This is a genomic window from Streptomyces sp. NPDC029122 (assembly GCF_055569445.1).
Window position 1 is genome coordinate 1 of the sequence record NZ_JBVHWK010000053.1, and the last position, 11,999, is coordinate 11,999.

An 11,999-nucleotide genomic window follows, 5' to 3' on the forward strand; every position below is an offset into this window, starting at 1 on the left:
ACGCTCGGCTGGGAAACCCCAGCCGAGCGTTTGCATAAACTCCTCGCGGCCTGATCAACCGACCACGTGTTGCCACGACCCCTAGAAACCGCCAGACCGCGGCGGGCGGGGCCTCGTGCGCAGGCGGAATCATGAAACCGCCGCAGTTCAGCGGCTACAGGCCGATTCCTTCGGTGGCGGCGCCTTCCCACTTCTCGCCGTCGTCGACGTACCCCCAGAACACCGCGCTCTTGTCCGACCAGCCGCCCTGGCCTCGGGGCTTCTCGGCGCGCTTGCCCTTCTTGCCGCCGGTGGTGACCACGCCTCGGCGCTCGGAGTGGCCGGTGACGTCCACGGGCAGGAAGGCGGGCCCACCGGGGGTAGCTCCGGCGGCGAGCCCCTCGTTGCGCCCGGCGACGGCGAACCGCGTGTTCCAGGGCCTGGAGGGCCGCGGCGGCCGCCGGGTCGTAGGCCGCGGCCTCGGAGCCGGCCGGTGCCGGGCCGCCTCGACGAGCTCGGCGTCGATGATGATCGGGTTGGCGTGCCGGATCTCGGTGCTCACGGGGTCGTCGACGCCTGTCGTCGGATGCCGTGTTCGGCTTGGATTCGGTCGTACTCGACCTCACCGGCGGGATCGAGGAAGGTGACGCGCTGCCAGCGGACCTCGTCATAGCCCTCGACGCCCTGCCACGGACGCACGAGCGCGCACATGTCGTTCCAGTCTCCTTGACCCGGCCGAGGCGGCGCTGTTCCCCAGCGTGCTGCCGCTCCGCCCGACCATGTCGGGACGGGCTTCCGGCCCGGGCGGGGGATCGTTGAACTCCAGCCTCAGGAGGAGACCCGCCACGGCTTCGCCGAGCGCCGCGGCCATACGGTGTTCCTCCGAGCCGGGGCTGTGGAGCCGCTCCAGTGCCTGCATCCGCGGCAGCACGAAGTCACAGATCGCCCACCCGTCGGCGACGGTGATGTCCGTGGCATAGCGGGGTGCGGACCCCGCAGGGCCGGCGGCGGCCGTCACGGGGCGGCCTCGCGGCACTGCCGCTCGGCTCCGGCGTCCGTTTCCTTAAAAAAAGCCGGGGGGCGGTCGGGTGCGGGGGCTGCACTCATGACTCGAACGTCACCTCCGTACGGGCGGCTGGCCATGACTTTGCGTCACACCAGCTCTACCACCTCGGAGATGGCATGTTACCCAGAGCGATGGCTGGGGCGGGTGGTTGAAGCAGGACAACAACGGCAGCTGCTACCTCGTCAGCCACGGCTTCGCCGTGCCCTTCCCGAAGACGAGTCCATGGGCGCGGCGAGGGTCAGCGCGGCAGAGATCGCCTAACGGCACTCCGGTTCCTCGGCGCGATGGCATGACCGCGGACCAGGGGGTGGGTGGGCCCGCGACGGTCGCGCTGGCCCAGCCACCTTGTCCTGCCCGCTCGAATGCGGGAACCTGGCCCCGCCTGCCCCCAACGGCCCTGACCGTCACCAGCGACGGTAATCAGCAAAAGGGGGGCCGGGCGCAGGCCGCCGGTCAGCCGCAGCTCCGCCTGCGGTCCCCGGCCCGCTGCGGTGGAATCCTGTGCAGCCGACGGGAAGGACGCCTGCTCGGGCCGGTCCTGCGTGCTGCGGTCTGGGTCGATTCCGCGGGTTCCACCGCCGGGGCGAGCGCGATCGCAGCAATGACCGCCGTCACCACGACGAGGATGATTCCGATACTCACGAACATAAGTCCCGCCTTTCGCCTTGCCCTTTCCATCTTTGGCTACTCAGCGTTTCCAAGATGCGACACATTAAACACTGTGCGCGACATCCCGTTCGGTCAGCGGGGCAGGGCCGCGATGATCGCCTTGCCGCCGGGCTGCGGCTCCACCCTCACGCTATGGGCCAGCCGTTGGATCATGGCCCATCCGAAACCGCCGGTTCGGCCGGTGAGGTCGGGGGATCGGTCCTGCGGCTGAGCAGGGCTGGGATCCACCACGATCACCTGGATGCTGCGGCGGTCCGCCCGCAGGATCATCGCGCTGACTCCGCCCGCATGGCGCACGGCGTTGGTGACGAGTTCAGAGACGACCAGCACCAGGTTCTGCACGGTGGGCACGGGCGGAGGCGGCCGCAGGCCGCGAAGGAACTCGGCTGCGGCATCCCGAGCCTGCGCGGCCCGCTCCGGCCGCAAGGTGCACTCCAGCAGATGCCCGGCAAGCCTGCTGTCGGCCCGTTCTGACTGCTGCATGTCCTTCACCCCGTCCCGAGATCCCGCGCGGTCGATGTCGTCCACCGCGTCTACCCGCTCGGTCGCGCTCCACAGCGATCAGCAACAAGGGGCGGCACGGATGGCCCAAGGCCGACCGGAGGGCAGGCTGTGTGACCGCGCTACGCGGCTGGTCCGTCCTCGCGGGAGGCCCGCGCCCCTGCGAAGCAGCAATTGGCGTCTGGTTGACCAACGCAGCTGAGCTCGTCCGAGAGGTGTCCCGTTACTACTGATCGGGGCGGGCGCCTCGGACATGTGCGATCACGTCTGGTTGGCCCAGACCGGCACGGTTGATCCGGCCCCGGCCTCGGATCACTCCGTCTGCGGCCAGTCTTTTCCGCAGTGCGTCGGGAGCCAAGGGGGTCTCGAAGCCCTCGCTGAGGCCTCGCCCCGTGTCTGCGTACTCGTAGCGGACCGCGTACATCCTTCCCTCGTGATGCCATTCGCACCGAACCAGAGGTCGCGCGAGGACCGCTTCGAACCACTCTGCCGCTCTGTTCCCCAGTTCCGTAGGGCTGCCCGCGGCTGCGAAGAGGAACTCGCTCGCGGCTTGCTGGATAGCGAAGTCCTGGTTGTGGAGTTTGCCGCCACGGACGACGGACCCGTCGAAGTGGGCGCCCACCGTCAGAACTCCCTGGTTGCGCTGCGGGTCACCGATGTCCAGATAGGCGATCAGCTGGCCCTCGAACGTCTGCGCCGAGGGCAGCACGACGGTGTCGAGCGGGTCCACCAGCCAGGATCCCGCGCGTTCGGCCAGAACGTCCGCGAACGCGCGCTGAGCGACGTCCAGGTCGTCCCCTTCGTATTCGAACCAGGGGATCTCATCCATGACCGCACTCTATGGTCGGCACAAGGCTGTCCATAAGCTGCCGGTCGCCGAGTAGATGATCTCGGTATGGCTGGGTGTGATCGCGACGTCGGAGACCTCCTGGACAGCCCCGTTCACCGGGCTGAACCCGCGCGCCTTCGGGAAGCTGGCGACCGTGCCGCGGCGCGAGGGTGCGGGTCTTGTCGTAGCGGGTGGCGACGCCGCGCCACTGCTTGAGGCGGTTGAAGCACCGTTCCACGACATTGCGGTGCTTGTAGGCCTCGCGGTCGAAGGGCCGGCGGGCGGCCTCCCCTGCTGCCTCGTCGGGCCCGGTTTCGGACCTGGTCGGCCCGCTCGGGGATCGTGTGCGGGATGCCGCGGCAACGGAGCCACCTGCGGATTGCTTTCGAGCTGTAGCCCTTGTCGCCGAGGACGTGATCAGGCCGGATGCGGGGGCGCCCGGGTCCGAGACGGGCACCCGGCACGGTGGTGAACCGGGTGCGGTCGTTGGTGTTGCCGCCCGTCACGACGAAGCGAGCGGGCGGCCCCGGCCATCGCAGGCCAGGTGGATCTAGCTGGTCAGGCCGCCTCTGGACCGGCCGAGGGCCGGGCCGCGGAGCCCCCTTTTCGGGCCCTGGCGGCGTGCTGGGGGACGCGGACGATCGTGGAGCCGACCGACACCAGCCACATGGTGTCGCCCGCCGGGTCCGCCTTCGCCTGAGCGGCCCGCAGCATCCGGTCGAACGTCCCGTTCCTCGTCCACCTGCGAAAACGCGTATGCAGGGTGGCCCACGGCCCGTAACGCTCAGGCACATCCCGCCAGGCCGTCCCGGACCGGAACTTCCACACGATCCCGTGTCGGTGGTCAACGGAACGCGGCGGGGGTGATGGAGGCAGCCGGGACGAAGCTGACGATCTCGATCGCCTTGGCGGTGGGCAAGGGGAGGGCGTCGAGTTCGACGTCGCTGACGGGGACCGTTCCGGTGGAGGTCTCGTAGCCGCGGCGGATCTCGTCGAGGCCGACGGGCTCGCCGTCGGGTTCGCAGGCCTGGGGTGAGTGACCTGTGACCGGCGGGCGCCCCACCGGGCGCCCGCCGAGCCGTGCTGCCGTCGACGTCCACCTCTACCTCAGGGCGCGGCCCCCGGGCGGTCTGGTTCGGAGAAGGTCGTCTACACCCGCAGGCTTCCCCAGGGTCAGGCCAGGCGCCCGAAGAAGTGGCTTCCGGGGCGGTGCGGGTCGTCGGCGGTGTGGAACTGTTTCATCGCCTCGAGGAATTCCTGCCGCGAAATCCTGCCGTCTTTGTCGGTGTCCACTCCGTCGAACGTCTCCCAAGCCTCGGGCGCCGTGCTGTCCCAGACCGCCAGGAGTCCGGAGAACTCTTCCCTGCTGAGTACGTCGTCGCCATCAGCATCCATGAGGTCGAAAACAGCGTGCGAGATGCCCTCGACCCGGTTGAAACGGCTGGTGTCCGCGCTGAGGGCGCGACTCGCGTCGACGAACTGCGCGCAGGACAACTGCTGCTGCTCGGTGTCCGCGTGGCGCAGCAGTTCCTGCCACAGCATCGCGTAGGCGGCCTGGAGGGCTCGAGCTTTGCGACTGGAGGCCGGTACGGAGAACGCCTCCAGGTAGCGATCGACGACCCGCTGATGGTCGGACCAGTCGATGGAGCCGTCGCGGTCGGTGTCCATCGCGATGAAAAGGCGCTCCAGCTTGCGGTCGACGGAGCTGGCGGTACTCGTGTCCATGCGTCCTTGCCCTTCGGTATGTTCGGATCCGTTCCGCCGACCAGATGGGGGACGGGGCGCACGCGGCCGAGACCGGCAGCGCCGGGCGCCAGGATGGGTCCTGCCCCGCTCTGCGGGCCGCGGACATCGGACCGCTCTGGTTCGTCACCTGCTGTCGACGACTTCCAGCATGGCGGCCGTCCACGGACACGGCGCGTCCGTGCGCCCGTCCGGGGGTAGGGGGACGTGACGCCGAACCGGTGGCGGCCGCCCACGTGTCCCGGGCGGGTACGGTGCTCGCCCCGATCCAGAGCAAGCCCGGAGCCGACAATGACCACGGAAGAGCACGGGACCACCCGCGGCACCGTGTTCGGGGAAGCAGCCGAGCTGTACGACGCCGTGCGTCCCGGATACCCGGAGGATCTGGTCACGTACGTGCTCACCTACGCCGCACTGGAACAGCAGGCAGCCGTGGAGGTCGGCGCGGGCACCGGCAAGGCCACCCTGCCCTTCGCCGCCCGCGGCCTTCGCCTGCTGTGCCTGGAACCCGACCCCCGCATGGCACGCGTGTTGCGCCGCAATATCGCTCCGTATCCGAATGTCCGCGTGAAGGTCACCCGCTTCGAGCGGTGGCGGTCCGCCGGCCATTGCTACGGCCTGCTCCTCGCCGGTGCGTCCTGGCACTGGTTGCAACCTGCGCACCGCTGGGATCTCGCCCACGCGGCCCTTGCCCCCGGCGGCACGATCGCCCTGTTCTGGAACCCGCACACGGTCCGAGATCCCCGGTTGCGGGCCGCGCTCGATGCTGTCGAGGCCCGATGGGGCATCGCCCACCCCCGCGTCACCGCCGACCACGGCGGTACGTCCCTGGTGGCCACGGCACTGGCCGACTGCCACCGTGACGGCCGCTTCACCGACATCCGCACCCGTTGCTTCGCAGACGTACAGCGCTACCCGACAAACCGGTATCTGTCCTATCTGGCGTCGACCTCCGCGTACCGCCTTCTGTCACAAGACATCCGAGCCTGCGTCCTGGCTGCGGTCGCCCGCCTACTGGATGCCCACGGCGGTGAAGTCGAAGTGCTCTGCCGTGCCGATCTCCTCCTCGCCCGCTCTCTCCGGTGACCGCGGCCGAAGCGGGGGCGGCGGACGACGGCCGCCCGTGTGCCCCGATCGCCTTAGCCGGGTGGATGGCTCTGTAGTGGGGGAGATTTCTGGGTGTCAGGGGCTTCCGGTCGACTGGGCCGACGGCGAGGAGATGGCATCGATGCGCAACGGGTCGGGGGACGAATACTCCATCGTGTTCTCGGCGGCCGGGGCCTACGTCCGTGGATTCGACCACGAAGCACCGATGAGCCCATATGGCAACGATGGCGAGCCCTGGCCGGGAGTGATCGACGAGGTTCCGGAGGTCTTCAAGCCCTTCGTGGAAGAGCCGGCGTTCACCGACGAGGACGACGTCCCCGTCGTGACGGCCTGCCTGTGTCGGAAGGCGACGGATGATCGGTGGCGGCACGGCGTGATCGACTTCCCCGCCGAGTGGTCCGACCCCGACGGGGCAACGGGCCTGTTCGGGCTCCTGGTCGACCGCTCGCGGGAGGCGTTCCAGCGCTTCGCCGAGGACTACTACGAGGTTCCCGTGGACCTGGAAGCGGTGCGCGGCGTGTATGCCTTGCGACCGCTGAGCCAGAAGCTCGTGTCATCGCTGAACGCCGAGGTCACCCTCGGCGACCTGGCTGAGGACCTCGCCGAGATCGGCGGTGACTCATTGCGGAGCAACCGGACGGTGGCCGTAGGTGGTCGCCTGCGGCGTACCGACTCCACGTTCCGCCGGTCTCCCTGAGGAGACGGCTGGTGGTCTCGGACCGACCTATTGGCCCTGACCGCGCGGACCGACTAACGCGGCAACCGCGAGCGCGCTGCGACGCCCGCGCCCCGGCCCAGGTCCATCTGCTGGGCGCCGATGCACTTGGGCCGGGGAAACGATCAACCCCACCCGCCAACCGGGCTGCACCGCCCAACGCGGGCCCTCTCGCTGGCACCCGGGGTGCCGGGCGAACTGGAGCACCGCGCCGCTGAAGGCAAGAGAGAGGTGTGATTGTTTGCCCCTTTCAGTGCATTTGGGGGTGAAGTGGCGTTTCGGCGGTGAACCGGGCAGTGCGGGGGAGTGAACGGCTCCCCGGGCTCTGTTGTGGGGTCGTTCGGCGTGGCTACGTTCGGCGCCTGACCGGTAATCCACCGCTTAGATCTGTTTCAAGCCAAGAGGAGTTCTTCGTGCGTATTCGTTCCGCCTGTGTGAGTGTCGTGGTGGCGCTGGGCATGACGGTGCTGGGGGCAGGCACCGCCGACGCGACGGGGCCGTTGAGCGGCACCAAGATCCGCAACTGGCAGACCGGCCTCGTGCTCGGCATCGCCGGCAACTCGACCGCCGGCGGCGCCCAGGTCCAGTACCAGGCCGAATCCGACCACTTGGCCCAGAAGTGGGCCATCGACCCGGTCACGTCCACCACGTTCCTGCTGCGCAATCTCCACAGCGACATGTGCATCACCGCCGTAGGCGGCGGCGCTGCGGAATCCCTTCAGCAGCGCCCCTGCGACTCGCGGTGGGGCGAGCAGATCTTCAGCCTGGAGGAGTCCAGCAAGCCCAACCGGTATCAGCTGAAGAACCAGGCGCACGGCATGTGCATCAACGCCTACAACGGCGCCGCGAACGACATCTCCCGCGTGGTGGCCTGTAGCACCACCAACGCGTACCAGACCCACTCATTCGACGTCCGCTGACCCGGGAAACCGCGGACCGCAGCCCGCACAGCCGAACCTGAGGACCCAGCGCGGGCCGCCACCCCACCGACGGCGGCCCGCGCTGTGCCGGGCGGCATCCGGGCGCAGCGGTACGGTCCGGCCGACCGGGCGTCGCCGGCCGTCGGTGTCGTGGCGGCCGAGGAAGAGGAGCTGCGGGCGGGTCAGGGTGCCGGTGACCGCGACGACGATCGCCTCCGCGGTGTCCCGTCTTTTGATCTTGGTTCACCCTCGAGTCCCCTGAAGGTAGAGGCCGTTCAGGGGGCTTGACCAGGAGGATCCCCTCCATCCCGGACGACGGCACGGGCGACGCTGACCTAGGCGACAGCCCCGCCGAGGAACTCGACGGGGCGAAAGAGATGGCCGTCCAGCACAGCGCAGAGGGACGGAGGCGCGCGCCGGGTGTCCGGTCCGGGGGGCGTAGGTGTTACGGGAAGGTCGGGAACGGTGCGGGCTTCGCCTTGCCCGGGATGTAGTCGAAGTTGGGCGTGAGCGTGCCCCAGTGGCTGCCGACGCGCGGGGGCGTGGCGCCGGTGACCGAGGCGAGGAGGTCGGCGAAGTCCTGGGAGACGTAGCCGCGTACGTTCTTGACGCGGAAGCCGGTGGGGCTCGGGCGGGCGCCGACCATGGCCTCGGTGTAGACGGAGTCGGCGACCATGATCTCCTCGGAGTGCGCCTTCCCGTCGACCACGACGGCCGCGGAGTAGCCGGGCGTGGGCATGACGCGGATGTGCCCCAGTGCAGCGACCGTGCCCCGGGTCTCTTGACGACCCGGGGCACGGTGCTGTGCCCCTGCCGTGCCCGGGGCACGCGCGCCGGGCACGGGCCCGGGACGGGGCCGGGGCACGCGAGCCGCCCCTCGCAACTGTCTGCGACGTTGTCGGGTAGCGCCCGCTGTGGCGGTATTGACCGTTGTCCGGGTCGCGGCCCCTGTCCGCGCCGGCGGGGTGGGGAGGGTCAGGCCAGGTTGATGTTCTCCGCCTGGGGGCCCTTCTGGCCCTGGGTGACGTCGAACGTCACGGCCTGGCCTTCCTGGAGCTCGCGGAAGCCCGAGGAGTTGATCGCCGAGTAGTGGGCGAAGACGTCCGGGCCGCCGCCGTCCTGGGCGATGAAGCCGAAGCCCTTCTCCGCGTTGAACCACTTCACAGTTCCCGTAGCCATGTCTCATGCCTTCCAGTCGATGTACGCCTCCCGCACGATGCGGAAGGCGGAGGTGATCGCCCTGGTTCCTGCGGCACAGCACAGCAAAAAACCCACGCCGAAGGCATGGGCAAAGGGAACTTCCGAACCACGACAGCTAACCGAGACGGTACACGTCCGTACCGCCTGTCACCAGAGGAAACGCCTCATGCGTTGCGCGGCGACATGGTTGCGCCTGGCCCGCCGGTATCCGGCGGGCACGCACCGTCTCAGGCCGCGGCCGGTGGAGTGGAGGATTCGGCGGCGCGGCGATATTCGGCGTTGATGCGCTGGGCTTCTTCGAGCTGGTCCTCCAGCACGATGATGCGGCAGGCGGCCTCGATGGGCGTTCCCTGATCGACGAGTTCCCGGGCACGGGCCGCGATGCGCAGCTGGTAGCGGGAGTAGCGGCGGTGTCCGCCCTCGGAGCGCAGCGGGGTGATGAGGCGGGCTTCGCCCAGGGCGCGGAGGAAGTTCGGTGTGGTGCCGAGCATATCGGCGGCCCGGCCCATGGTGTAGGCGGGGTAGTCGTCGTCGTCGAGACGGCCGTAGGAGTCGTCTGCTGTCATTGCACCTCTCTGTGGAACGCATGGAGGGGGGGGGGGGGGGGGGGGGGGGGGGGGGGGGGTGGGAGGGGGGGCCCCCCCCCCCCCCCCCCCCCGCCCCGTCGCCGGCGTGGCGTGGGTTGCGCCGGCGGTCCAGGGGGTTCCGGGCGGTCGCGGACGGCTCAGCCGAGCAGCGTGCCGCCCGTGGCGTCGACGAAGGAGCCGGTGATCCAGCGGGCCTCGTCGGTGGCGAGGAAGGCCACCACGTCGGCGACGTCCTCGGGCTCGCCGATCCGGTTGAAGGCGGACAGCGACGCCATCTGCTCGACGGCCTCGGGGACGCCGAATACCGGATTGTCGTTGCGGGTGATCCCGGGGGCCACCGAGTTGATGGTGATGCGCCGGGGTCCGAGCGCCTTCGCGAAGTGCAGCGCGAGCTGTTCGAGCGCGCCCTTGCTCATCGCGTACGCGATCTCGTCCGGGTTGGCGAAGCGGGTCAGGCCGGAGGAGATGTTGATGATCCGGCCGCCGTCGGGCATGTTCCGCAGCGCCCGCTGGATCAGGAAGAACGGCGCCTTCGCGTTGACCGCGAAGATCCGGTCGAACTGCTCCGGGGTGACCTCGTCCGCTCCGACGCCGCCCATCACTCCGGCGTTGTTGACCAGGATGTTCAGGTCGGTGCTGCCGGTGCGCTCCAGCAGGTCGGCCTCCAGCGCGGTGAAGAGGGTGTCCACGTCGCCCTGGACGCCGAGTTCGGTGCGCACCGCGAAGGCGCGGCCGCCGTCCCTCTCGACCGAGGCCACGACCTCGCGGGCGGCCGCCTCGTCCCGGGTGTAGTGGACGGCGACGAGCGCGCCCTCCTCCGCGAGGCGCAGCGCGGCCGCGCGGCCCATGCCCCGGCTCGACCCGGTGACCAGGGCGGTCCTTCCCAGGAGCCTGTCCATGCCGTTCCTCCGGTCCCTCGGTGCCGGTACCGACCGCAACGCCCTCACCGGGCCGCGCGGAGCGGCCTGCTCCGGGGTTCCGGACGACACCGGACCGAACGACCGCTCCAGGGCGGCCGTGATGTCACCGTCCGGCGCGTCGCCCGACCAGACGACGTGACCGTCCGGCCGGACCAGCAGGGCCGTGGTTCCCACTCCGGACGCCGGGTCCGCCGCGGCGGCGGTCGCGACGCGCACCCGGTCCGTCCAGGGCCCGGCGGCGGCGCGCAGCCGCCTGCCGCGGTCCTCGTCACCGGGCGCGAGGAGCAGCAGGCCACGGCCCGGACGCAGCAGTTCGAAGGTCGTCGCCGGGCCCTCGTCGCCCACCGCGTCGGCCTGCGGTATCCGCATGCCGAGCAGCGGGGTGCCGCCCGCGTCCGCCGGGTAGCGGACGTCCAGGCCCGAGATCATCCCGGCCAGGTGGGCGCGTACGTCCTCGTGGCCGGTCAGTTCCGCGAAGACCTCGCGGACCGCGTCGACCTCGGGGCCGCCGAGCAGCAGCAGCGCCTGTGTCCTGATGTTGCTCTGGACGGCCTGCCCGACGGCGTGCCGTTCCTCGTGGTAGCTGTCGAGCAGTTCTTCCCGGCCGTGCCCGGCCACCGCGGCCCCCAGTTTCCAGCCGAGGTTGAAGGCGTCCTGGAGGCCGAGGTTGAGGGCCTGGCCGCCGATCGGCATCTGCTGGTGCGCCGCGTCTCCCGCGAGCAGGAGCCGGCCCCGGCGGTAGCTCGTGGCCTGCCGGGACGCGTCCCCGAAGGAGTTCACCCAGAGCGGGGTTCCGCCGCTGATGTCCTCGCCGGTGATGCGCTTCCAGGTGTCGGCGACCTCTTCGAAGGAGGGCTGGCCCCGCCGGGGTTCCGCGCCGAATTCGTGCACCATCACCCGGGTCACGCCGTCGGGCCGCCGGGCGGAGACGACGAGTCCTCCCTCCAGCCGCTCGAAGCGCCGGTTGGGGATGTCGATGCCCGCCACGTCCGCGCGGAGCAGTTCGCGCCCGGCGTCGTTGCCCGGGAACGCGAAGCCGCCCAGTCGGCGTACGGCACTGTTCTCGCCGTCGCAGCCGACGGCGTACGCGGCCCGGACGGTCGTGGCCGTCCCGTCCGGGCCGCGCACCTCGGCGGTGACCAGGTCCCCGGCGACGGTGAGCCCGGTCAGTTCGTGGCCGCGCCTGATCTCCGCGCCCAGGTCCGCGGCCCACTGGCCGAGCACTTCCTCCAGGCGGGTCTGCGCGACCTTCCACTGGCCCGGGTAGGGGCCGGGGAGGCCCAGGCCGAAGGGGATCCCCCCGAAGTGGCCGGCGGCGTCGTTCGGGATGTCGCCCAGTCCGTCGAGCAGCCCCCGGGTCGCGAGGATCTCCATGGTCCGGGAGTGCAGGGTGGAAGCACGTGATTCGGTGGTCGGCGCGGTGAGCTTGTCGAGGACCACCACGTCCGCCCCCGCCAGCCGCAGCTCCCCGGCGAGCAGCAGCCCGACGGGGCCCGCGCCGACCACGATCACCTGGGTTTCGGTGTAGTCCCCAGCCATGGTCAGTCCTTGTTCCGGGTGCGTTCGGCGTAGTTCTTGGCGTGGCCGAGGGTGGCGCGGCTGTTGGTGCTCAGCGCGGTGTGGACGTACTCCTTGGCGTCCTCGACCGTGGCCCCCTCACCCAGGACGGCGGTGATGTTCGCGGCGTTGATGGTGACCGTGTGCTGCGAGGAAGCCGCCACGCCCTCCTCGTTCTCCGCGAACGTCCAGTAACCCGTGTGCAG

At 70.3% G+C, this 11,999-nt stretch carries 14 protein-coding genes and 2 pseudogenes; 4 read left to right on the forward strand and 12 right to left on the reverse strand.

The window, feature by feature from the left end; all coding sequences use genetic code 11:
• Positions 1-154: 154 nt before the first annotated feature.
• The 4 genes from ACZ4WZ_RS33515 to ACZ4WZ_RS33530 all read right to left on the reverse strand — a co-directional run bounded on the left by ACZ4WZ_RS33515 (position 155) and on the right by ACZ4WZ_RS33530 (position 3,044).
• Positions 155-541 carry a hypothetical protein gene (locus ACZ4WZ_RS33515; RefSeq protein ID WP_467896840.1) on the reverse strand — a complete coding sequence of 129 codons (387 nt, stop codon included), beginning with the start codon at positions 539-541 and terminating at the stop codon, positions 155-157.
• Positions 538-690 (reverse strand): hypothetical protein, encoded by a 153-nt coding sequence (locus ACZ4WZ_RS33520; protein WP_467896842.1) that lies wholly within the window; start codon positions 688-690, stop codon positions 538-540. The genes ACZ4WZ_RS33515 and ACZ4WZ_RS33520 overlap by 4 nt, the downstream gene beginning before the upstream one ends.
• Before the next feature lie 1,096 nt (positions 691-1,786).
• On the reverse strand, positions 1,787-2,197 hold the full coding sequence (locus ACZ4WZ_RS33525; RefSeq protein ID WP_467896862.1) for an ATP-binding protein: 411 nt from the start codon (positions 2,195-2,197) through the stop codon (positions 1,787-1,789).
• Between the two features lie 244 nt (positions 2,198-2,441).
• On the reverse strand, positions 2,442-3,044 hold the full coding sequence (locus ACZ4WZ_RS33530; protein ID WP_467896843.1) for a hypothetical protein: 603 nt from the start codon (positions 3,042-3,044) through the stop codon (positions 2,442-2,444).
• Between the two features lie 55 nt (positions 3,045-3,099).
• Between ACZ4WZ_RS33530 and ACZ4WZ_RS33535 the strand changes: the two are divergent.
• Positions 3,100-3,237, forward strand: a pseudogene (locus tag ACZ4WZ_RS33535) (IS5/IS1182 family transposase); the annotation flags it as partial.
• Here ACZ4WZ_RS33535 and ACZ4WZ_RS33540 read toward each other — a convergent pair.
• The 3 genes and pseudogenes from ACZ4WZ_RS33540 to ACZ4WZ_RS33550 form a co-directional block, all read right to left on the reverse strand.
• A pseudogene (locus ACZ4WZ_RS33540) lies at positions 3,223-3,920 on the reverse strand (IS5 family transposase); the annotation flags it as partial. The pseudogenes ACZ4WZ_RS33535 and ACZ4WZ_RS33540 sit on opposite strands and share 15 nt — an antisense overlap.
• Positions 3,889-4,107 (reverse strand): Ku protein, encoded by a 219-nt coding sequence (locus ACZ4WZ_RS33545; protein WP_467896844.1) that lies wholly within the window; start codon positions 4,105-4,107, stop codon positions 3,889-3,891. The gene ACZ4WZ_RS33545 and the pseudogene ACZ4WZ_RS33540, both read right to left, overlap by 32 nt.
• 110 nt (positions 4,108-4,217) lie before the next feature.
• On the reverse strand, positions 4,218-4,769 hold the full coding sequence (locus ACZ4WZ_RS33550; RefSeq protein ID WP_467896846.1) for an EF-hand domain-containing protein: 552 nt from the start codon (positions 4,767-4,769) through the stop codon (positions 4,218-4,220).
• A 309-nt stretch (positions 4,770-5,078) separates the two neighbouring features.
• Between ACZ4WZ_RS33550 and ACZ4WZ_RS33555 the strand changes: the two genes are divergently transcribed.
• From ACZ4WZ_RS33555 to ACZ4WZ_RS33565, 3 genes are all read left to right on the forward strand, one after another.
• Positions 5,079-5,873 (forward strand): class I SAM-dependent methyltransferase, encoded by a 795-nt coding sequence (locus ACZ4WZ_RS33555; RefSeq protein WP_467896848.1) that lies wholly within the window; start codon positions 5,079-5,081, stop codon positions 5,871-5,873.
• A 61-nt stretch (positions 5,874-5,934) separates the two neighbouring features.
• Positions 5,935-6,591: a hypothetical protein gene (locus ACZ4WZ_RS33560; protein ID WP_467896850.1), complete on the forward strand. Its 657-nt coding sequence runs from the start codon at positions 5,935-5,937 to the stop codon at positions 6,589-6,591.
• Positions 6,592-7,022: 431 nt separating this feature from the next.
• Positions 7,023-7,529 (forward strand): RICIN domain-containing protein, encoded by a 507-nt coding sequence (locus ACZ4WZ_RS33565; RefSeq protein ID WP_467896852.1) that lies wholly within the window; start codon positions 7,023-7,025, stop codon positions 7,527-7,529.
• A gap of 445 nt (positions 7,530-7,974) precedes the next feature.
• On the opposite strand, the gene ACZ4WZ_RS33570 is transcribed toward ACZ4WZ_RS33565, so the two are convergent.
• From ACZ4WZ_RS33570 to ACZ4WZ_RS33590, 5 genes are all read right to left on the reverse strand, one after another.
• Positions 7,975-8,268, reverse strand: coding sequence for a hypothetical protein (locus tag ACZ4WZ_RS33570; RefSeq protein ID WP_467896854.1), 294 nt, complete (start codon positions 8,266-8,268; stop codon positions 7,975-7,977).
• Positions 8,269-8,504: 236 nt separating this feature from the next.
• The gene (locus ACZ4WZ_RS33575; protein ID WP_065965692.1) at positions 8,505-8,708 is read right to left on the reverse strand and encodes a cold-shock protein; all 204 of its coding nucleotides are present in this window, start codon (positions 8,706-8,708) and stop codon (positions 8,505-8,507) included.
• 248 nt (positions 8,709-8,956) lie between these two features.
• Positions 8,957-9,295: a MerR family transcriptional regulator gene (locus ACZ4WZ_RS33580; RefSeq protein WP_467896856.1), complete on the reverse strand. Its 339-nt coding sequence runs from the start codon at positions 9,293-9,295 to the stop codon at positions 8,957-8,959.
• 158 nt (positions 9,296-9,453) lie between these two features.
• Positions 9,454-11,775, reverse strand: coding sequence for an SDR family oxidoreductase (locus tag ACZ4WZ_RS33585; RefSeq protein WP_467896858.1), 2,322 nt, complete (start codon positions 11,773-11,775; stop codon positions 9,454-9,456).
• A gap of 2 nt (positions 11,776-11,777) precedes the next feature.
• Positions 11,778-11,999 (reverse strand): SRPBCC family protein (locus ACZ4WZ_RS33590; RefSeq protein WP_467896860.1); only part of this gene is annotated, 222 nt, incomplete at its 5' end.

What these genes read in the sequence shown, in the direction of transcription:
- ACZ4WZ_RS33520 (WP_467896842.1), bottom strand. Translation starts at nt 690, where the DNA reads ATGTGCGCGCTCGTGCGTCCGTGGCAGGGCGTCGAGGGCTATGACGAG.
- ACZ4WZ_RS33525 (WP_467896862.1), bottom strand. Translation starts at nt 2,197, where the DNA reads ATGCAGCAGTCAGAACGGGCCGACAGCAGGCTTGCCGGGCATCTGCTG.
- ACZ4WZ_RS33530 (WP_467896843.1), bottom strand. Translation starts at nt 3,044, where the DNA reads ATGGATGAGATCCCCTGGTTCGAATACGAAGGGGACGACCTGGACGTC.
- ACZ4WZ_RS33550 (WP_467896846.1), bottom strand. Translation starts at nt 4,769, where the DNA reads ATGGACACGAGTACCGCCAGCTCCGTCGACCGCAAGCTGGAGCGCCTT.
- ACZ4WZ_RS33555 (WP_467896848.1), top strand. Translation starts at nt 5,079, where the DNA reads ATGACCACGGAAGAGCACGGGACCACCCGCGGCACCGTGTTCGGGGAA.
- ACZ4WZ_RS33570 (WP_467896854.1), bottom strand. Translation starts at nt 8,268, where the DNA reads ATGCCCACGCCCGGCTACTCCGCGGCCGTCGTGGTCGACGGGAAGGCG.
- ACZ4WZ_RS33575 (WP_065965692.1), bottom strand. Translation starts at nt 8,708, where the DNA reads ATGGCTACGGGAACTGTGAAGTGGTTCAACGCGGAGAAGGGCTTCGGC.
- ACZ4WZ_RS33580 (WP_467896856.1), bottom strand. Translation starts at nt 9,295, where the DNA reads ATGACAGCAGACGACTCCTACGGCCGTCTCGACGACGACGACTACCCC.
- ACZ4WZ_RS33585 (WP_467896858.1), bottom strand. Translation starts at nt 11,775, where the DNA reads ATGGCTGGGGACTACACCGAAACCCAGGTGATCGTGGTCGGCGCGGGC.